Origin of the sequence: Streptomyces sp. NPDC051662, assembly GCF_040681655.1 — a bacterium.
GTDB lineage: Bacteria > Actinomycetota > Actinomycetes > Streptomycetales > Streptomycetaceae > Streptomyces.
This window is the reverse complement of record NZ_JBFAZD010000027.1, coordinates 84,269-102,447: the sequence shown is the minus strand read 5'-3', so window position 1 is coordinate 102,447 and position 18,179 is coordinate 84,269. Positions and strand designations below refer to the sequence as shown.

Annotated in this window: 12 protein-coding genes and 2 pseudogenes; 7 read left to right on the top strand and 7 right to left on the bottom strand. The window is 72.4% G+C overall.

Features of this window, described 5'->3' with window-relative positions; genetic code table 11:
• Positions 1 to 231: 231 nt before the first annotated feature.
• Positions 232 to 3,975, top strand: a complete 3,744-nt coding sequence (locus AB0M67_RS33150) for a S8 family serine peptidase (protein WP_365751267.1) — start codon at positions 232 to 234, stop codon at positions 3,973 to 3,975.
• A 176-nt stretch (positions 3,976 to 4,151) separates the two neighbouring features.
• Here the strand turns inward: AB0M67_RS33150 and AB0M67_RS33145 are convergent, their stop codons facing one another.
• Positions 4,152 to 5,030, bottom strand: coding sequence for an alpha/beta hydrolase (locus tag AB0M67_RS33145; RefSeq protein WP_365751266.1), 879 nt, complete (start codon positions 5,028 to 5,030; stop codon positions 4,152 to 4,154).
• A gap of 235 nt (positions 5,031 to 5,265) precedes the next feature.
• Here AB0M67_RS33145 and AB0M67_RS33140 point away from each other — a divergent pair, with 235 nt between their 5' ends.
• The 3 genes from AB0M67_RS33140 to AB0M67_RS33130 all read left to right on the top strand — a co-directional run bounded on the left by AB0M67_RS33140 (position 5,266) and on the right by AB0M67_RS33130 (position 10,263).
• Complete coding sequence (locus AB0M67_RS33140) at positions 5,266 to 7,320, top strand: BTAD domain-containing putative transcriptional regulator (protein WP_365751265.1); 2,055 nt, start codon at positions 5,266 to 5,268, stop codon at positions 7,318 to 7,320.
• A gap of 213 nt (positions 7,321 to 7,533) precedes the next feature.
• Positions 7,534 to 9,048, top strand: a complete 1,515-nt coding sequence (locus tag AB0M67_RS33135) for an FUSC family protein (RefSeq protein WP_365751281.1) — start codon at positions 7,534 to 7,536, stop codon at positions 9,046 to 9,048.
• A 156-nt stretch (positions 9,049 to 9,204) separates the two neighbouring features.
• Complete coding sequence (locus AB0M67_RS33130) at positions 9,205 to 10,263, top strand: lactonase family protein (RefSeq protein ID WP_365751264.1); 1,059 nt, start codon at positions 9,205 to 9,207, stop codon at positions 10,261 to 10,263.
• Between the two features lie 180 nt (positions 10,264 to 10,443).
• Here the strand turns inward: AB0M67_RS33130 and AB0M67_RS33125 are convergent, their stop codons facing one another.
• From AB0M67_RS33125 to AB0M67_RS33105, 5 genes are all read right to left on the bottom strand, one after another.
• Positions 10,444 to 11,364 carry a hypothetical protein gene (locus AB0M67_RS33125; protein WP_365751263.1) on the bottom strand — a complete coding sequence of 307 codons (921 nt, stop codon included), beginning with the start codon at positions 11,362 to 11,364 and terminating at the stop codon, positions 10,444 to 10,446.
• Positions 11,365 to 11,459: 95 nt separating this feature from the next.
• Entirely contained in the window at positions 11,460 to 12,494 is a 1,035-nt protein-coding gene (locus AB0M67_RS33120; protein ID WP_365751262.1) for a BadF/BadG/BcrA/BcrD ATPase family protein, read from the bottom strand.
• A 63-nt stretch (positions 12,495 to 12,557) separates the two neighbouring features.
• Positions 12,558 to 13,235, bottom strand: coding sequence for a uracil-DNA glycosylase (locus AB0M67_RS33115; protein WP_365751261.1), 678 nt, complete (start codon positions 13,233 to 13,235; stop codon positions 12,558 to 12,560).
• Between the two features lie 81 nt (positions 13,236 to 13,316).
• Positions 13,317 to 14,405 carry an exo-alpha-sialidase gene (locus tag AB0M67_RS33110; RefSeq protein ID WP_365751260.1) on the bottom strand — a complete coding sequence of 363 codons (1,089 nt, stop codon included), beginning with the start codon at positions 14,403 to 14,405 and terminating at the stop codon, positions 13,317 to 13,319.
• Positions 14,406 to 14,572: 167 nt separating this feature from the next.
• Positions 14,573 to 15,652, bottom strand: a complete 1,080-nt coding sequence (locus tag AB0M67_RS33105; RefSeq protein ID WP_365751259.1) for an NADH:flavin oxidoreductase/NADH oxidase — start codon at positions 15,650 to 15,652, stop codon at positions 14,573 to 14,575.
• 168 nt (positions 15,653 to 15,820) lie between these two features.
• Between AB0M67_RS33105 and AB0M67_RS33100 the strand changes: the two genes are divergently transcribed.
• The 3 genes and pseudogenes from AB0M67_RS33100 to AB0M67_RS33090 all read left to right on the top strand — a co-directional run.
• Complete coding sequence (locus AB0M67_RS33100) at positions 15,821 to 16,195, top strand: helix-turn-helix domain-containing protein (RefSeq protein WP_365751280.1); 375 nt, start codon at positions 15,821 to 15,823, stop codon at positions 16,193 to 16,195.
• 190 nt (positions 16,196 to 16,385) lie between these two features.
• Positions 16,386 to 16,664 (top strand): annotated as a pseudogene (locus AB0M67_RS33095) (DUF6214 family protein); the annotation flags it as partial.
• Between the two features lie 327 nt (positions 16,665 to 16,991).
• Positions 16,992 to 17,222 (top strand): annotated as a pseudogene (locus AB0M67_RS33090) (DUF6214 family protein); the annotation flags it as partial.
• A gap of 117 nt (positions 17,223 to 17,339) precedes the next feature.
• Here AB0M67_RS33090 and AB0M67_RS33085 read toward each other — a convergent pair.
• A complete protein-coding gene (locus AB0M67_RS33085; protein WP_365751258.1) occupies positions 17,340 to 18,008 on the bottom strand; it encodes a DUF305 domain-containing protein in 669 nt (222 codons plus the stop codon).
• Positions 18,009 to 18,179 lie beyond the last annotated feature (171 nt).

Sequence of the window (18,179 nt, the reverse complement as noted above, 5' to 3'; positions counted from 1 at the left end):
ATGGCGATAACTGACGCGCGGCCACTCTTCGGAGTGGTTGTGGCCGATGAGGTTTCGTGCGCGGATTTCGGTCCGTCCGCGTCAGAAGCCTGGTCGGAGGCGTGCGTGGCAGATTGCCGCCATGGCGACTTACCGCCAGCATCCGGCGCTGTGTTCGAAGAAAGGAGCGCCGAGACTCTTCGCAGCACTCGAACACACCTCCTTCACCGGGTGCTTGAGGAGAGGCAACTCATGACCAGAGCACCGGCGAGACGCGGAGCCCGGCTGTTGGCGGCCGGGCTCTCGCTCGTACTGCTCCCGGCCGGACAGGCCGTCGCGGCCGGAGCCGGCCACGCCCCCACCCCCGCGGATGCCGTACCGCCCTCGCACGCGACGGCCGGCGCCGCGCACACCGTCACCCTCGTGACGGGCGACAAGGTGACCGTCACCGACGTGGGCGGTGGCCGGCGGACCGTCGCCGTCCAGCGTCCCGAGGGCGCGACCGGAGCCGTGCGCAGCGAGATGTCCGGCGACAGGATCACCGTCGTACCGGACGAGGCCGCGCCCTACCTCCTGTCCGGAGCCCTCGACAAGCGGCTCTTCGATGTCACAGCGCTGATCGAGCTGGGATACGACGACCGCGGCGCCGACGCGCTGCCCCTGATCGTCACGTACGACAAGGGCGGCAGGGCCGCGACTCCGCTCGGCGCCGACCGGGTCCGCACGCTGCCGAGCGTCAACGGCGCCGCCGTCGAGGCGTCGAAGAACGGAACGGATTTCTGGCGTACGGTCGCCCCCGCGGCCGGAGCTGTCGCCAACTCGGGTGCGCGTCAGGGCATCTCTGGCAAGGCGCGGTTCGCGGCCGGCATCGACAAGATCTGGCTGGACGGACGTGTCACGGCCGACATGGCCGAGAGCAACGCCCAGATCGGCACCCCGGAGGCGTGGGAGGCCGGCCTGACCGGCAAGGGCGTCAAGGTCGCCGTCCTGGACACCGGCGTGGACGCGGGACATCCCGATCTCACCGGCCGGGTGGGCGAGACCAAGAGCTTCATCGAGGGCGAGGAGGTGTCCGACCTCAGGGGACACGGCACCCATGTCACCTCCACCGTGGGCGGCAGCGGCGCGGCCTCGGACGGCAAGGAGAAGGGCGTCGCCCCCGGCGCCGGTCTCGCGGTCGGCAAAGTGCTCAGCGACGCGGGCTTCGGCAGCGAATCGCAGATCATCGCCGGTATGGAGTGGGCCGCGAAGGACATCGACGCCAAGATCGTGTCGATGAGCCTCGGTTCGACCGAACCCAGCGACGGAACCGACCCGATGGCCCAGGCGGTCAACACCCTCTCCGAGCAGACCGGCGCGCTCTTCGTGATCGCGGCGGGCAACTCCGGCGGCGCGGCCACCATCGGCTCGCCGGGCGCCGCGGACTCCGCGCTGACCGTCGGCGCCGTCGACTCCGCCGACCGGCCCGCGTACTTCACCAGCCAGGGACCGCGCTACGGCGACAACGCGCTGAAGCCCGATCTGTCCGCGCCGGGCGTCGACATCCTCGCCGCCCGCTCCCGGCTCGCCGAGGGCAGCGGCCCCTACACGACGATGAGCGGCACCTCCATGGCGACCCCGCATGTCGCCGGAGTCGCAGCCCTGCTCGCCGAGAAGCACCCCGACTGGTCGGGGCAGCGGCTCAAGGACGCGCTCATGTCCACATCCGAGCGGCTCACCGACTCCGTATACGCGCTCGGCGCGGGCCGGGTCGACGTACCGGCCGCCATGGACGCGGCCATCACCGCCACCGGCAGTGCCGACCTCGGCTTCCACAGCTGGCCGTACGAGGACAACAAGCCCGTCACCCGGACCATCGGCTATGCCAACTCCTCCGACCGTCCCGTCACTCTGAGCCTCACCGCCGAGGGCGCCGCCGACGGAGTCGTCACTCTCGCCGACTCCACCCTGACCGTCCCGGCGCACTCCACGGCCACCACCACCGTCACCGGCGACGGCACGAAGGCCCGCGTCGGCAACACCTCCGGCCGTGTTGTCGCGAAGAGCGGCGACACCGTCGTCGCCCACACCGCCTTCGGCCTGGTCAAGGAGGAGGAGCGGTACACCCTCACCGTCCACGCCAAGGACCGGGACGGCGCGCCGACCGCGGCCCCGCTCACGGTGCGCAAGCTCGCGGCCGGGCATGATCCCTTCCCCGCCGCGGTCGGAGACTCCGGAACGCTCCAACTGCGTCTGGCTCCCGGCAGCTACGCCCTCTCCTCGTTCCTCGACGTACGCGGCAGCAAGGGCAAGGACTCGCTCGGCCTCGGTTTCCTCTCCGAGCCCGAGGTCGTGATGGACCGCGACCGCGACATCACCCTCGACGGGCGGCAGTTGAGGGAGATCCGGGCCGAGGTGGACCGGCGGACGGAGACCCGTCAGCTGCTGATGGAGTTCACCAGGGAGGCGAACGGGGCGACATACGGCGGAGCCGTGCAGGTGCCGCTCGCCTACGACAGCGTCTTCGCGGCCCCCACGCGTGAGCCCGCCACCGGAACCTTCGAGTACCGCACGGTCTGGCGCCTCGGCAAGCCGCTGCTGGAGCTGACGGCGGGCGGCAAGCGCATCGGGGAAACCGTCGTCCAGTACGGCTCCGCACTGCCCGACGGACGGCAGCGGCTGCGCCTGGTCGACGCCGGTACCGGAAGCCCCGGGGAGTACGAGGGCCTCTCCGCGCGCGGCAAGGCCGTCGTCGTCCGCGCGAGCGACACCGTCAGCCCGCGACAGCTCGCCCAGAGCGCTCAGGACGCGGGCGCCGAGGCGCTGTTCGTCACCGACGACGCCCCCGGCAGGCTGCTCGCCGACTTCACCACGGAGTCGGGCGAGGAGCGACCGCTGACCATCGCCACCGTCAACTCGGCCGACGGCGCACAGCTGTTGGAGTCGGCCCGGCGGCAGCGGAGCGCGGAGCTCACCGGCACGCGCTACACCCCGTATGTCTACGACCTCTCCGAGGGACACCCCCGAGCCATTCCCAAGGATCTGATCTACCGGCCGGGCAAGCGCGAACTGGCCGTGCTCGACACGAAGTTCCACGCGGCCGAGCCTGTCGACGGCGGCGAGTTCCGCTACTCGATCACCGACACCTTCCCCATCGGCTTCGGCTTCCCGGAGAAGACCGCCTACCCGGCGGAGCGCACCGACTACGTCAGCACGGGCGCCGGCCAGCACTGGCACGAGTCCGTCACCGCGGGCCCGACGTCGCTGGAACAGCGCGGCGGCGTGGTGACCTACCGCGGTGGTACGCGCTCAGGACTTGACTGGTTCAAGCCGGTGCTGCACCCGTGGCTGGGCACCGGGCTCGGCTGGGGACAGCAGCGCCGGGGCAATGACCTCCGGTTCAACACACCGGGCTGGGGCGACTCCGGCCCCGACCACACGGGCTTCGGCGATGTGTGGAGCGACGAGTCGATGACGCAGACCACCGAGGTGTACGCGAACGGGCAGCTCGTCGACCGCAAGACCAGCTCGGGCGCGTACGCCTGGGACGCCGACCCGGCCGAACAGACCTACAAGGTCGTCACGGACACCACTCTCGACCCGGAGCGCTGGCGGCTGTCCACCAGGGGCCACTCGGAGTGGACCTTCCGCTCCGCGGAGACCCCCACGGACCGCGAGACCTTCCTGCCGCTGCTCAATCTCGGCTTCGACGTCGACACGGATCTGGCGGGCGACGTACGCGCGGGCAAGCGGCTGTCACTCGGGATCTTCTCCGAGTACGTCAAGGGAGCACCGGACACCGGCAGGATCGATGGCGGCAGGCTGGAGGTCTCGTACGACGACGGCAAGAGCTGGACGGCCGTCTCCCTGCACCGGGCCGGCGGCAAGCCGGCGGCCTGGGAGGGCACCGTACGGATACCGAAGGACGCGACGTATCTCTCGCTGCGCGCCTCCGCCACCGATGACCGCGGCGGATCGGTGAAGCAGGAGATCATCCGGGCGGTGGGCGTGAAGTAGCGCTGCTTCAGGGCCCGGTGGCCCGGTACGGCCGGCTCCCGGCCGTACCGGGCCCCACGCTGTCCTGCCGGGACTGCCGGGGCTGCCGGGACTGTCGGGACTGCCGGGACTGCGCGCCGGCGGCCCCAGCCCCCGCCGCCGGCCTCTCCCGCCCCGCCCCGGCCGCCCCGGCCTCCTCAGCGCGTGAGCAGCTCGCGCAGTGCCCCGGCGATATCGGCGGGGGCTTCCTCCGCCATGAAATGGCCGTGCGTGACGGAGACATGGCGCAGATCGGCGGCCCACGCCTGCCACAGGGACCGCGCGTCGTAGCCGAGCATCGCGCCCCAGTCCTGCTGGAGGACGGTGACCGGCATCCGCAGCCGGCTGCCCGCGTCCCGGTCCTCACGGTCGTGGTCGACGTCGACGCCGGCGGAGGCGCGGTAGTCGGCGACGATCGAGGGCACCGCGTCGCGACACGCGTCCAGATACGCGGCGCGCACATCGGCGGGGATCGCCCGCGGGTCCTTGGTCCAGCCGTCCAGGAAGTGACCGAAGAAGGCGTCCGCGCAGCCGGTGATCATCTGTTCCGGCAGACCGGGCGGCTGGGCCATCAGATAGAGGTGGAAGCCGACGGCGGCGGTGGTGCCGTGCATCACCTCCCACATGTCCAGGGTCGGCAGCACATCGAGGCAGGCCAGGTGAGTGATCGCCGCGGGGTGGTCGAGTGCGGCGCGGAAGGCGACCAGGGCGCCCCGATCGTGCCCGGCCAGCGCGAACCGCTCATGCCCCAGCGCACGGGCCAGGGCGACGATGTCGGCCGCCATGGTGCGCTTGGAGTAGGTGGTGGCGCCGGCCTCGGCGGGCTTGTCGCTGGCGCCGTAGCCGCGCAGGTCGGGGCAGATCACGGTGTGATCGGCCGCGAGGTCGGCGGCGACGTGCCGCCACATCAGATGGGTCTGCGGGAAGCCGTGCAGCAGTACGACCGGACTGCCCGTGCCCGCGACGGCCACGTTCAGTGACACGCCGTCGCCGACGGGAACGCGCCGGTAGTCGAAGCCGGTGATGGCAGGCGTCATGGTTCCGCCTCTTTCCGTGGTGATCCGGATGACCGGGTTGATCCGGTCGGCCGGCCTGAACAGGTGTCCTCAGCCTGCCGGGCGCGAATGAGCATCGGATCAGCGCGCTATAGCGTGGCCTGGACGAGGAAGTCCGACGTGACGTCGTCCCCCCGGGCGACGACGTGACGTCGTCTCCCCGGGCGGACATTTACTCGTCCAGGGCGAGCCACGCCCGAGGAAGAGGTGGTCACGGATGCGGGTCGGGTTCGGGGTGCTGGGGCCGGTCACGGCCTGGGACGGCGGCGGGGGCGCCATCGCCCTGAAGGGACCCCGGCACCGCGCGGTGCTGGCCCGGCTGATCGTCGCCCGCCGCCGCGTCGTCCCCGTCCCTCGCCTGGTCGAGGACCTGTGGGCGGACCCGCCCCCGGGCGCGGTCGGGGCCGTACGTACCTTCGTGGCCGCGCTGCGCCGCGCGCTGGAGCCGGAGCGCCCGCCCCGCGCCCCGGCCGGGCTGCTGGTCACGGAAGGCCCCGGGTACGCGCTGCGCGCGGAACCGGACGCGGTGGACGCCTGGCGCTTCGAGCGAGCTCTGGCCGCCGCCGCGGCCCTGCCTCCCGAGGGCGCGCTCGCGCGGCTGGAAGAGGCGCTGGAGTGGTGGCGAGGGCCCGCGTACGCGGAATTCGCCGACACGGCCTGGGCCCGCGCCGAGCGCTCCCGCCTGACGGAGCTGCGGTTGCGCGCCGTCGAGCAACGGGCGGAAGCCCGGCTGTCCCTGGGACTGGCGGCCGAGGCCGTGCCGGATCTGGACGCGCATGTCGCCGAGCACCCCTGGCGCGAGGACGCCTGGCGGCTGCTGGCACTCGCGCTCTACCGGGCCGGCCGCCAGGGCGACGCGCTCGCTGTGCTGCGCCGGGCACGCACGCTTCTGGTGGAGCAGTTGGGGGTGGACCCCGGCCCGGGACTGCGCCGTCTGGAAGCGGACATCCTCGCCCACGCCGACCATCTCGACCTTCCGACCGGGACGGGCGGCGCCGGTGGGGAGGGCGGCACGGGCGGCGCGGCGGGACAGGTGTGGGCGCGGGCCACCGCCGCGTACGACCGTACCGTCGCCGCGGGCGCCCGCGCCCGGCTGGAGTCGACGGTGGGTCTGTTGCGCGGCCTCGCGGTGACCGGGGGCGGCGGCCTGGAGGCGGCCCGGGTGCACCGCGTGGCGGCCGTCGCGGCGGCGGAGGAGCTGGGCGACGCGGCGCTGACCGCCCGGGTGATCGGCGCGTACGACGTCCCCGCGATCTGGACCCGCTCCGACGACCCGGAGCGGGCGGCGGCTGTGGTGACCGCGGCCGAGCGCACCCTGACCGCGCTCCCTCCCGAGGGCCACGAGGCGGCGCGGGCCCGGCTGCTGGCCACGATCGCGCTGGAGTCGCGCGGCACCCCGCCCCGCGCCCTTCGAGCGGGGAGCACCCCCTCGGCGCGCGGCCCCCAGGCCGCCCGGCAGGCGGAGCGGATCGCCCGCGGCCTGGACGATCCCGCACTGCTGGCGTTCGCCCTCAACGGCGTGTTCATGCAGACCTTCCACCGCGCGGGTCTGGCGACCCGCCGGGACGCGATCGGCGCCGAACTGATCACCCTGTCCGCCCGCCACGACCTGGTCACCTATGAGGTCCTCGGACATCTCATCCGTATCCAGGCGCGCGGCGCGCTCGCCGACTTCCCCGGGGCCGACGGGCACGCGACCGCCGCCGACCGCCTGGCCGAGCGCCATGAGCTGGCGCTCGTGGGCGTGTTCACCCAGTGGTACCGCGCGCTGCGGCTCGCCGAGACCTGCCGGGCGCCGGTGGCCGAGGTGGAGACGGCCTACCGGGAGGCCGCCGCGCGCCTCGACGGAGCGGGCATGCCCGGCATGGAACGCGGTCTGCTGCCGCTCGCGCTGCTGTCCCTGCGGGTACGGCACGGCCGGCCGGCTCCGACCGACGAGCGCATCGACTGGGGGCCGTACGCACCATGGGTCCGCCCCCTGGTGCTGCTGGCCCAGGACCGCCGTGACGCGGCCGGCGCGGCGCTCCGCGAGGTCCCGGACCCGCCCCCCGACCTGCTGTTCGAGGCCCTGTGGTGTCTCACCGCGCGGGCGGCGATCACCCTCGGCGACCGGGAAACGATACGGCGTGCGTACAGCGAACTGACCCCGGCGGCGGCGGAGTTGGCGGGAGCGGGCAGCGGCCTGCTCAGCCTCGGCCCGGTGGCGCGCTTCCTCGAAGAACTCGCCGCCGAACTCGCCGCCACGGACCCAGCCGGACAGCAGGGACGGTGAGGGCGCCCGGTGGTGGGCGCGGGGGCACGATCACCCCGGCGGCCGTTGGCCCTCCGCCCGTGCGCGGCGATCATCGTCCACTATGCCAATGGCCCAGTGGACCAAGGTTCACTTGAGCCACTGGGGTAAGAGGTGCTGTGATGGAGCCCTCAATGGCGCTGCGGATCCCCGCGGCGCCTTTCTCATGCCGGAATGAGAACGGGCGGGCTGGCAGTGCTGAAGAGGATGTTCGTATGTCCCGATCCGGGACGGCTGCGGCTGTACAGCGCCCTGCGTGCCGTTCTCGGCATCGGTCTGGCGGTCCTCGTGTGCGGGGCTGTCGGTCAGCCGCTCGCCGGAGTCATCACCGGTGGGCTCGCCGCGCTCCTCGCCCTCTTCACGGTCACCGACACGACGGTACGCGGCCAGGCCGTCACCACCGCTCTGCTGCCCGCGGTCGGCCTTCCCGTGCTCGCCCTCGCGTCGGTACTGCACGATCACCCGGCGGCGCGTGACACGGCGTTTCTCGTCGTGGCCGGTGCCGCGGTGTATGTCCGCCGCTGGGGCCCGCGAGGGCATGCCCTGGGGGTCTTCGGATTCATGACCTTCTTCGTGGCGCAGTTCCTGCACACCGTGCCCGCGCGACTGCCCGGTCTGTACTCCGCGGTTCTGCTCGCCGTACTCGCCTCGTCGGTGGTCCGCTTCGGAGTCTGGTGCTACGAGCGGCGGCTGCCGCCGCCCGCCCTCCCCGTACTGCCCGGCGCCTCGGGAACGGCCCGTACGACCACCCGGCAGGCGGTTCAGGTGGCCGCCGCCGGCGCGCTGGCGCTCTGCGTGGGCCAGTCGCTCTCGCAGGACCGGTGGTACTGGGCCGTCGGCGCGGCCTGGTGGATCTTTGTGAACACCACCTCACGTGGCGAGACCCTTGTCCGCGGCTTCCGGCGGGTGCTCGGCACGGCCGCGGGCAGCGCCGCCGGACTGATCATCGCCGTACCCCTGCACGGCGCGCCGGCCCCCACCGCCGCGCTCGTCGCCCTGTGCGTGTTCGGGATCTTCTACACGGCCGCGGTCTCCTACAGCTGGATGATCTTCTTCGTGACGGTCATGGTCGGCCTGCTGTACGGACTGCTCGGCGTGCTCGATCCGGCGCTGCTCGCCCTGCGACTGGCGGAAACCGGTGTGGGGGCCCTGGGGGCGGCGCTGGCCGTCCTGCTCCTGCTGCCGGTGACCACCCATGCCGTCACCGACGCGTGGATCCAGCAGGCGCTGCGCTGCGTTCACGGCTGCACCACCACGGCCGCGCGCCGGCTCGCCGGGGACGAACGGGCCGATCCGGGGCCGCTCGCCGCGGAGCTGGAAGTGCTGCTCGGCCGGGTACGGATGTCCCTCGCGCCGCTCGTCCATCCGCTGAACCCGTTGCGGGCGCGCGGGGCCCGGGCCCGCCGGGTGCTTGTCCTGCTCGACGACTGCGCCCGTGAGGTACGGGGGTTCGCCGCCGTGGCCGCCGACCCCACCGCCTCGCACGACGCCCGGCTGGCCGCCGCCTGCCGCCGGGTCGAGGCCGCCGTAAGCGAGTTGGCGCCGCCGGGGGCGGAGCCCGCCCGGCCGGCGGCCGGTGCGCCGGACGCACCGCACCACCACCCCGGAGCCGAGGCGGCGCTCGCCCATCTGCACAATCTGGAGCGGGCGCTCGGGGACCTCTCCGCACCCCTGCGTACCGCGCCGCGCGGCCCTCTCGTCCCCGCCTGAGCCGTCGGACGTCCCCTCCTGAGCTGCCGGAAAGGGGCCGGAAACGGCCTACCGGGCCGAGTGATTGGTCCAGACCCCCTGCTACCGTCTGCCCGGACGCCGGGGGAGCGGCGGCCGAGAGGCAGCCGACGAGAACAGCCGAAGAGGGGACACAGAGTGAGCGGCAGGAACGACGGGCGGGCCTTCATCGGATCGTTCACCTCCGCGGGAGGCCGCGGGATCATCGCCGTCACCGTGGACGCGGAGACCGGAGCCCTGACGGAGCGCGGAGTCACCGACGCGGTCGCCGATCCGTCCTATCTCGCGCTCGCCCCGGACGGATCCGTGCTCTACACGGTCTCCGAGACCGAGGAAGGCGCGGCGGCCGCGTTCAGGACACCGGCGGCGGACGCGGGGAACGGGACGCCGCGGCTGCTGGGGGAGCCCGTACCGGTATGCGGCGCGAGCCCCACCCATCTCACTCTCACCGCCGGGCATCTGCTGACCGCCAACTACGGTTCCGGCAGCGTCACCGTCCTGCCCGTCGGCGCCGACGGCGCTCTCCGGCCGACGAGCGGAGTGACCAGGCACGAAGGCTCCGGGCCGCATCCCGACCGCCAGCGCGCGCCGCACGCGCACCATGTGGTGTCCGACCCGGGCGGGCGATGGATCCTCACCACCGACCTCGGCACCGACTCCGTCCGGATCAGCTCGCTCGACGCCACCGCCGGCGAGCTCACACCGCACGCCGAGACCGCGCTGCGCCCCGGCACCGGACCGCGTCATCTCGCCTTCCACCCGGCGGGCGGCCACGCGTATGTGCTCAACGAGCTGGCGCCGACACTCACCCTCTGCCGCTGGGACACGGAGAAGGGCCTGCTCGAACCGGTCGGCGAAGCCCCCGTCCTGCCCGCGGGCGTAGACGTCGAGGGCTTCGGCTCCGAGGTGGTCGTGTCGCACGACGGACGGTTCGTCTGGGCGGCGGTCCGCGGACACGACAGCATCGCCGTCCTCGCGCTCGACGCGACCTACGAGAAGGCCGAGCTGGTCACCACGGTGGACTGCGGCGGGCGCTGGCCCCGCGATCTGGCGCTGGACCCGACGGGCAGCCGCCTCTACGCGGCGAATGAGCACTCCGGCGATGTGACCTGGTTCGACATCGATCAGGCGACGGGCATTCCGGTACGCGCCGGCGCCCTCGCGGCCCCCGCCGCCTCCTGTGTGGTCTTCGGCTGACCGGACGGCCCCACACCCTCTCCGTACGAGCGAATCCACCCGTACGAGCGGATACGGCGGCGGTGGTACCCACGCGGAAGGGCCCGCGCCGGGGCGATCCGGGGCGGGCCCTTTCCATGGGTACGGGCGGGCTGTGCTCCCGTACTCAGGGGCGTGCGGCGGGTGGCCGGCGCGGGCGGGTCAGTGCGTCGCCGTCCCCTGCGGCTGCGCGGGGATGCCCAGCGCGGCCGTGTACTTCGACAGCACCAGTTTCCCGATCGCCGGGTACGCGCCCAGCGGCTCGGCGGCGGCGCAGTCCGCCTCCTTGAGCGCCGCTTCGAGCAGCCCCTCGGGCAGCTCGGGGCCGACCAGATACGGGGCGAGCGCGAGCTGGGTCGAGCCGGCCTCGCGCAGCTCCTGGGCGACGGCCGCGATCGAGCCCTCCTCGTCCAACGCGGCGGCCATGACCGGTACGGCGAGGCGCGCGGCCAGCAGCATTCCGGTGATCCCCGCGGTCTGCACCGCTTCCTTGCCCCCCACTGTGGCCAGGATGATCCCGTCGGCCGCCGTGGCGACCGTGAAGAGCCTGGCGCGGTCGGCACGGGCCAGCCCGGCCTCCGACAGGCGTACGTGCAGACCTTCGGCGAGCAGCGGATGCGGACCGAGGACATCGGTCAGCTCCGCGGTGGCGCCGCTGTCCGCGACGGCCTGACGTATCCGCGTGACCAGCCCACTGTCGGGTCCCGCGAGCAGCGGAACGACGACGGCGGCCGGCCCCTCGGGCTCGGCCACCTCGCGGCCCACCGACTTCGCCAGCTCATAGCGTTCGGTACGCAGCGCGGCGGTCCCGGTCAGGACGCTCTGCAGCGTGGGGTACTCGGAGTCGTCACCGTCCAGGAAGCCGATGACGGCGTCGAGGCCGGGCAGCTCGGAACGGGCGATACTGACGACCTCTTCGGCCAGACCGCGGACAGCGGCCGAGGGGGTGCCGGGCACGGCGACGACAAGCGCGGGCGCACCTTCGGGAGCCGCGACCGGTTCGGGGCGGCGGTGGCGCCCCGACTGACGGGGTCGCGGCATTCGTACAGGCAGGCCGGATGCGGGCCCAGTGGGGGTGCTCATGGCGTCGAATGCTACTGGTTTTGTGGGCGCGACTGTTCGGGGAGGGGGCGGTCGCGAACCATCTGTCCTTATTTATCCGTTAGGTGTTTTTCTGCTCATCCATCCTGTTCTGTCGGGACGTTCAGCAGGCGCGCGTCGTACGGCAGCCGGAGCGCGTTCGTGGCGAGCGCCCCCGCGATGAGCAGCGCCCCGCCGAGCGGATCGGCCGCGGCGGACACGGTCGTGGCATGCGGCAGTTGACCGGCCAGCTCGGCGCGCAGAGGGACGAGCAGCGGGTCGCCGAGCCCGAACAGCCCTCCTGTGAGGGCGACTTCGCAGGCACTCGACGGAGGACAGACCGCCGCGGCGGCCTCCGCGATATGCCGCGCGGCCGTCGAGACGATGCCCTCCGCGACCGGATCACCGACCGCGCAACGGGCCACCTCCGGCGCGAAAGAGGCGAGTACCGCGGGCCGGTCGGTACGCGGATAGAGCAGTCCAGGCAGCTCGGGAGCGGGCCCGAAAACCGCTTCCATCCTGGACAGCAGTGCGGGCGATCCGCCGCGCCGTCCGTCGTATGCCCGCATGGCGGCTTCGAGTCCCGCCCGGCCGATCCAGGCACCACCGCCGCAGTCGCCCAGCAAATGACCCCAGCCGTCCGCGCGCTGCCAGCCGGTCAGGTCCGTGCCCAGCGCGATCATGCCCGTACCGGCCGCGACGACCACGCCGGGACGCTGACCGAGCGCTCCCGCGTACGCGGTGACCGCGTCCGCCGCGAGCGCGAGCCGCCGTACGCCGAGGGAACGCTCAAGCGCCGAGGGCAGTTCGGCGCGCAGTCCGTCACCGAGCGTCGCCATCCCGGCCGCGCCGATCGCGACCGCGGACAGGGTGCTCCGACCCCCTCCCGCGCCCGGATCCCCGCCCCGGTCCCCGCCCGGATCCGCGCCCGCCTCCGCGAGCAGCGTGTCGACCGCGGGCAGCAGCCGGGCGAGCAACTGTCCGGCGTCGATACCCGAGGGGCCCGTGCGCACCGGCTCGGTGGAGACGGTGGTCGCGACCGTCGTCACGGCCGAGGTCCCGTCGGAAGCCGTCGAGCCGAGCGCGAAGCGCAGCCCGGAACCCCCCGAGTCCACACCCAGCACCCAGCTCATCGACCCGCCCGGCTCATCGACGCACCTGGCTCAGCGACCGCCCGGTTCACGCGGGTGTCCGTCTCATGGCAGCCGCCAGTCCACCGGCTGCGCCCCCTGGCCGATCAGCAGGTCATTGGCCCGGCTGAACGGACGCGAGCCGAAGAAGCCGCGGTCCGCCGACATCGGGGAGGGATGGGCCGATTCGACGGCCGGGTAGTCCCCGAGCATCGGGCGGCAGTTACGGGCGTCACGCCCCCACAAGATGGAGACCATGGGCTTGCCGCGCGCGACCAGAGCGCGAATGGCCTGCTCGGTCACCTCCTCCCAGCCCTTGCCGCGGTGCGCCGCGGGCTTGCGGGGCGCTGTCGTGAGCGCCCTGTTGAGCAGCAGCACCCCCTGCCGCGTCCAGGGCGTCAGATCGCCGTTGGAAGGGCGGGCCAGCCCCAGATCCGTATGGGCCTCCCGGAAGATGTTCTCCAGACTGCCGGGCAGGGGCCGTACCTCGGGCGCCACCGAGAAGCTCAGCCCCACCGCGTGTCCCGGGGTCGGATAGGGATCCTGGCCCACGATCAGGACCCGCACCTCGTCGAACGGCTGCTGGAAAGCACGCAGCACATTCGGTCCGGCCGGCAAGTAGGTGCGCCCGGCGGCGATCTCCGCGCGCAGGAAGTCGCCCATCTCGGCGATGCGCCCGGCCACGGGGCCCAGTGCGTCCGCCCATCCGGGCTCGACGATTTCGTTCAACGGTCGTGCTGCCACGGGGTGCCACTCTACTGGTGCGCACGGCGCGCTTCCGCACACACCCGTCAAACCACCGCCGGTGGACGGCATTTGCCCGGCTCACCCGGACAGGGTGACCGCGCGGACACAGAGCACATCCGGCAGATGCGAGGCCAGCGGCTCCCAGCTGTCCCCGTCGTCCGCGCTCGCGTACACCTCGCCGTTGCGGTTGCCGAAGTACACCCCGGCCGGATCGGAGCCGTCCGTACACATCGCGTCACGCAGCACCGTGCCGAAGTGGTCCCCCTCCGGCAGCCCGGCCGTCAGCGGCTGCCAGTCGCCGCCCGCGTTCTCCGTACGGAAGACCCGGCAGCGGCGCTCGGCGGGGACGCGGTCCGCGTCGGCGTTGATCGGGAACACATAGGCCACATCCGCGTGGTGCGGATGCGCGGCGACCGTGAAGCCGAAGTCGGACGGCAGACCCGCGCCGATGTCGCTCCACCGGGCGCCCGCGTCGTCACTGCGGAACACTCCCCAGTGGTTCTGCAGATAGAGCCGGTCGGGATCGGCCGCGTCCTGCGCGATCTTGTGGACACACTGGCCGAACTCGGGGTGCGGATCGGGCAGGAAGACCGCCGACACCCCCTGGTTGGACGGCGCCCAGCTCCCACCGCCGTCCCGGGAGCGGAACACCCCGGCCGTGGACACCGCGACCGTCACCGCGTCGGGATCCCGGGGATCGGTCACCACCGTATGCACGGCCTCACCGCCGCCGCCCGGCACCCATCGCGACCGGGTGGGGTGCTCCCACAGCGGCCGGACCAGCTCGAAGGTCTCGCCGCCGTCGTCGGAGCGGAACAGGGCGGCGGGCTCCGTCCCCGCGTACACCACATCCGGCGCCGCCGGGCCGGCCGGATGCAACTGCCAGACCCGCTCCAGGGAGGCGCCCGTGTCCTGGGGAAAGCGGACCGCCGGTCTCGTCGGCTCCGTCCAGCTCACTCCGAGATCGTCCGAGTGGAACACGGACGGCCCCCAGTGCGCGCTGTCGCCGCCGACCAGCAGCCGTGGCACCGCCCGGCGCGTATCGATGCCGATCGAGTAGACCGCCTGCGCGTTGAATCGGGGGCCGTCGAAATCCCATCGGCCGCCGCGCCTGCGGCCGATGAAGAGCCCTTTGCGGGTGCCTACGGTGAGCAGCACGTCGGACATGGCCGGTACCTCCAGGACGCCGTTGTCTCGGATACGGGCCAGTCTGCACCCGACCACTGACAACGGCTCCCGGAGGCGTGGATCCGCCCCGGCCGAGGACCCGGATCGAGCGGCGGATGGCGCCGCTGACCCTCCCCACCAGGAGAAACCGGCTCGGAGGGCCGAGGTCAGACGGCCCGGTGGTACTGCTGCGGGGTGTGTACGCGCCCGCCCAGCTCGCCGGCGGCGCGGCGGGCCCAGGACGGGTCACGCAGCAGTTCCCTGCCGAGCAGTACGGCATCGGCCTCACCGTTGGCGATGATCTTCTCGGCCTGCTCGGGCTGGGTGATCAGACCGACCGCCGCCACCGGCAGCCGGGTCTCCGCCCTGACGCGGGCCGCGAACGGCACCTGATAGCCGGGGCCGACCGGAATGCGCACGTCCGAGGCGTTGCCACCGCTGGAGACATCGAGCAGATCCACCCCGTGTGCCAGCAGTTCGCCGGCGAGCCGCACCGTGTCGTCGGCGGTCCAGCCGCCCTTGTCGAGCCAGTCGGTGGCGGAGATCCGGAAGAAGAGCGGCAGCTCGTCCGGCCACTCGGCGCGTACGGCGTCCACGACCTCCAGCGCGAACCTCGCGCGGTTCTCGAAGGAGCCGCCATAGGCGTCCGTGCGCCGGTTGCTGTGCGGGGAGAGGAACTCCCCGATCAGATAGCCGTGCGCGCCATGCACCTCGACGATCTGGAAACCGGCCTCCCTGGCCCGCCGCGCCGCCGCCCCGAACTGTCCGACGATCTCCTTGATCTGCTCCACGGTCAGTTCGGCGGGGAGCAGATGCCCCTCCGCGAAGGGCACCGCGCTGGGCGCCAGCGGCTCCCACCCATGGGCCTCGGTACCGACGGGGCCGCCGCCGTTCCACGGCCGGTCGGTCGATGCCTTCCGCCCGGCGTGGGCGAGCTGGGTACCCGAGACGGTGCCCTGCGAGGCGAGGAAACGGGTGATCCGGCGGAACGCCTCGACCTGCGTGTCGTTCCAGATCCCGAGGTCGGCGGGGCTGATACGGCCCTCCGGGCTGACCGCCGTGGCCTCGACGAGGATCAGTCCGGTGCCGCCGGTGGCGCGCGCGGCGAGATGGGAGAAGTGCCAGTCGTTCGCCACGCCCGCGTCCGGACCCGTCTCGTCCGCGGAGTACTGGCACATGGGTGCCATCCAGACCCGGTTGGGGATGGTCAGGGACCGCAGGGTGTACGGCTCGAACAGTGCGCTCACGGCGGACTCCATTCGGAACGTGAGGGATCGCGGGGATCGCGGGGATCGCGGGGATCGAGGGCCACTCGTACGATACCCATCGTAGTAAGGCGAATGTCAAACTACGAGAAGTCTCGTACAATGAGATCTCGCCGATGGAGTGCGATGAACACGATGCAGACGAACGCGATGCAGACGAAGTGGAGCCCCGCCGTGACCGCCGCGACCAGCACCCGTGAACTCGCGCACCCCTCGTGCGCGGAGATCCGTCTGGAGGGCGTGCTCCACGCGCTCTCCGACCCCCTGCGGCTGCGGATCGTCCGCGAGCTGGCCGTGGCGGACGACGAGCTCTCCTGTTCGCATTTCGAGCTGCCCGTCAGTAAATCCACCGCCACCCACCATTTCCGGGTCCTGCGTGAGAGTGGCGTGATCGAGCAGAACTACCGGGGGACGGCCAAGATGAGCGGACTGCGCGGGGAGGACCTGGGGCGGCTCTTCCCTGGTCTGCTCGACAGCGTCCTGGGCGCGGCCACCGCGCAGGCGGCCCGGCTCGGTGAGAGCTGATCCGGAGATCGGCCACGGTCGATCCGGAGATCGGCCACGGTAGATCCGATGAGCCGACAGGGTGCCGTACTCGTGGGCACGTGCGCGCCATGACAATAAGGGTGGATTGCCTGATTAAGTTGTGAATGTGTCGGAACATAAATTGATTTCCGCCCAGGAACCTCATGAGCACGACGCGTACCCATGGCCCATGTGGGAAGTGCAGGGGCACGGCACCGTCACCGGGGCCGGGGACCCCAGGGACGGCGCCGCGCGGCGCGAGATCCTGCCGCCCTGGGTCGATATCAGACTGACCTTCGCGGACGGCGCGCGGATCGATGTGCTCGCGGTCGTACGTGACGGCAGGATCGCCATCGAGGACGCGCAGGCCGATCCGCCGCTCGCCCTGGACGGCTTCGCCGCGCTCGCCGAGGCGATCGAGGCGCCGCTTCACAACGCCTGTCAGGTGGTCGCCGGCCGGCACCGGCCCCCCGCCCCCCAGCCCGTCGACGGTGGAGTTCCCCTCGACGCCCCGATCGCCCAGCTCCCCCCGGGTCCCGAGGAGGGAGCACGGCCGCTGCCTGAGGAGCCGGTGTCAGCGGAGGAGGCGAAGCTCCAGGTCGAGTCCGGGCCCGCCCATGTGTCCGGCCCCGCGCCGCTCGTGGCGGAGAGGCCGTCCGAACAGCCTGCCGAGTGGTCCGTGGAGGAGCCGGCGCCGGAGCGAGCCCCGGACCCCGCCCCGGTCGCGCCGCCGGAGCCCGCGGACGCGGACGCGCAGACCGCCGCGCAGGCCGCCGCCCCGGAAGCCCCGCAGACCGCCGCACAGGAACAGGATCGGTCCGGCCGACACCGCGCCCGTCCGTCCCTCCCGCGCGGCAGCGCCGCCCGGGAGGGCGTCGCCGAGATCTACCGTGCCGCCCAGCAGGCCGGCCAGGACCCGGTGCTCGCCGTGATGTCCGCCACCGGGTTCAGTCGCCGCAAGGCGTTGAAGCTGATCGCGGGCGCCCGGGACGAGGGCCATCTGACGCCCCGTCACCACCGGCGCTGACGACCGGCGCCGGCCCTCACCGCTGAACACCGGCACTGACCCTCGGCGCTGAACAGCGCCACTGAACACCGGCGCTGAACAAGGGCGCTGACCACGGGCGTTCGGCCATCCGCCGTGTCACATGGCGCGCATACGGTTCATCTCGGACGTCTGCTGCGAGATGACATCGTTCGCCATCTCCCCGACCTGGATGTTGTTGCCGTCCGAGAGCGCCTCGGTGGCCATGGTGATCGCCCCCTGGTGGTGAGTGATCATCAGCTTGAGGAACAGCTCGTCGAAGGCCTTTCCCTTCGCCGCCCGCAACTGCGTCAGTTGGGCCTCGGTGGCCATTCCGGGCATCGAGCCATGGTCATGGCCCTGGTGCTTCTTCGCCCCGCCGTTGTTCTTCAGCCAGGCTTCCATCATGCCGATCTCGGGCTTCTGCGCATCGGCGATCCGCGACGCGAGCCGCTTCACCTGCTCCGAGTCCGCCCGTTCCGGGACGAGTCCGGCCATGTCCAGCGCCTGCCCATGATGCACGATCATCATCTGCGCATAGGTGAAATCGGCGGAGTTGGGGGTGTTGTCGGGCGCCGCCTTCAGCGCCTCCTCGGCGGAGAGAGTCTTCGCTGGCTCGCCCGGCTTCCCGGGCGCCACCACTCCAGCGCCCTTGTCCGCGTTGGACTTTGCCGCGCCCGCGCTGTCGTCGCCTCCCGATTCGCAGGCTCCCAGGGCGAGTACGGCGGCGGCGACCGCCGCCGCGACGACGGACCGGCGAACACGCGGACTCCGGTGGCGGATCAACACGGCGACCTCCTGCGGCACATGGTGTGGTGGAACATTTCCTAGCACGCTTCAGGCAACGAGTGATCAAAAACTTTCATTACGTCTCTGTTGCCATCTGTTGAGATGTACATGAGAGGGACGATACTGCCGAGGTCCGAGACCCGTTCGCACCCGAGCGGGGATACAAGGGAG

Coding starts and splice junctions, on each gene's coding strand:
- AB0M67_RS33110 (WP_365751260.1), bottom strand. CDS start 14,405: ATGTCCGACGTGCTGCTCACCGTAGGCACCCGCAAAGGGCTCTTCATC.
- AB0M67_RS33125 (WP_365751263.1), bottom strand. CDS start 11,364: ATGAGCACCCCCACTGGGCCCGCATCCGGCCTGCCTGTACGAATGCCG.
- AB0M67_RS33120 (WP_365751262.1), bottom strand. CDS start 12,494: ATGAGCTGGGTGCTGGGTGTGGACTCGGGGGGTTCCGGGCTGCGCTTC.
- AB0M67_RS33100 (WP_365751280.1), top strand. CDS start 15,821: ATGCAGACGAAGTGGAGCCCCGCCGTGACCGCCGCGACCAGCACCCGT.
- AB0M67_RS33140 (WP_365751265.1), top strand. CDS start 5,266: ATGCGGGTCGGGTTCGGGGTGCTGGGGCCGGTCACGGCCTGGGACGGC.
- AB0M67_RS33145 (WP_365751266.1), bottom strand. CDS start 5,030: ATGACGCCTGCCATCACCGGCTTCGACTACCGGCGCGTTCCCGTCGGC.
- AB0M67_RS33150 (WP_365751267.1), top strand. CDS start 232: ATGACCAGAGCACCGGCGAGACGCGGAGCCCGGCTGTTGGCGGCCGGG.